Genomic DNA, 1,235 nt, shown 5'->3' on the forward strand with positions numbered 1-1,235 from the left:
AGCTCATTACTGAGACTGATAGATTAGTTCAATACGTTAGCAACAACACCAGCGCCTACAGTACGGCCGCCTTCACGAATAGCGAAGCGAAGACCTTTGTCCATAGCGATTGGGTGGATAAGCTCTACGCCCATCTCAACGTTATCACCAGGCATTACCATTTCAGTACCATCTTGTAATTGGATTGCGCCAGTTACGTCAGTAGTACGGAAGTAGAACTGTGGACGATAGCCGTTTAGGAATGGTGTGTGACGACCACCCTCTTCTTTGCTCAACACGTATACTTCAGCGTCAAACTTGGTGTGAGGAGTGATTGAACCTGGCTTAGCAAGTACTTGGCCACGTTGTACGTCTTCACGCTTAGTACCACGTAGTAGTACGCCACAGTTTTCGCCTGCACGACCTTCGTCAAGCAGTTTACGGAACATCTCTACACCAGTACAGGTGGTTTTTTGAGTGTCGCGGATACCGACGATTTCGATTTCGTCACCAACTTTAACGATACCAGATTCAACACGGCCAGTTACAACAGTACCACGACCTGAGATTGAGAATACGTCTTCGATTGGCATTAGGAATGCTTTGTCGATGTCACGCTCTGGCTCTGGGATGTAGGTGTCAAGAACGTTTAGTAGTTCTACGACAGCTGGTTGGCCATATTTTTCTTGTGAGCCTTTTAGGGCTTCAGTAGCTGAACCATGGATGATTGGGGTGTCATCACCTGGGAAGTCATAGTCGCTTAGTAATTCACGAACTTCCATTTCTACTAGTTCAAGCAATTCTTCGTCATCAACAACGTCGCATTTATTCATGAATACGACGATGTACGGTACGCCAACCTGACGTGAAAGCAGGATGTGCTCACGTGTTTGTGGCATAGGGCCGTCAGTTGCAGATACTACTAGGATTGCGCCGTCCATCTGGGCTGCACCGGTGATCATGTTTTTAACATAATCGGCGTGACCTGGGCAATCAACGTGAGCGTAGTGACGTGCTGGGGTGTCATATTCTACGTGTGAGGTGTTGATGGTGATGCCACGTGCTTTTTCTTCTGGGGCTGAGTCAATAGACGCGTAGTCTTTGGCTTCGCCACCTGAGGTGATTGCTGCTACGGTTGCGATAGCGGCTGTTAGGGTTGTTTTACCATGGTCAACGTGTCCGATGGTACCGACGTTGACGTGTGGCTTGCTGCGTTCAAACTTGGCCTTTGCCATGGGTATTTCCTCTTTTTTTGG

1 protein-coding gene is annotated in these 1,235 nt (G+C 48.2%); it reads right to left on the bottom strand.

Annotated elements, in window-relative coordinates:
* Nucleotides 1–23: 23 nt before the first annotated feature.
* Nucleotides 24–1,214: an elongation factor Tu gene (gene tuf, locus IOD06_RS13415; protein WP_010201720.1), complete on the bottom strand. Its 1,191-nt coding sequence runs from the start codon at nucleotides 1,212–1,214 to the stop codon at nucleotides 24–26.
* Between the last annotated feature and the right edge of the window lie 21 nt (nucleotides 1,215–1,235).

This window comes from Psychrobacter sp. N25K4-3-2 (genome assembly GCF_015351755.1).
Lineage (GTDB): Bacteria > Pseudomonadota > Gammaproteobacteria > Pseudomonadales > Moraxellaceae > Psychrobacter > Psychrobacter glaciei.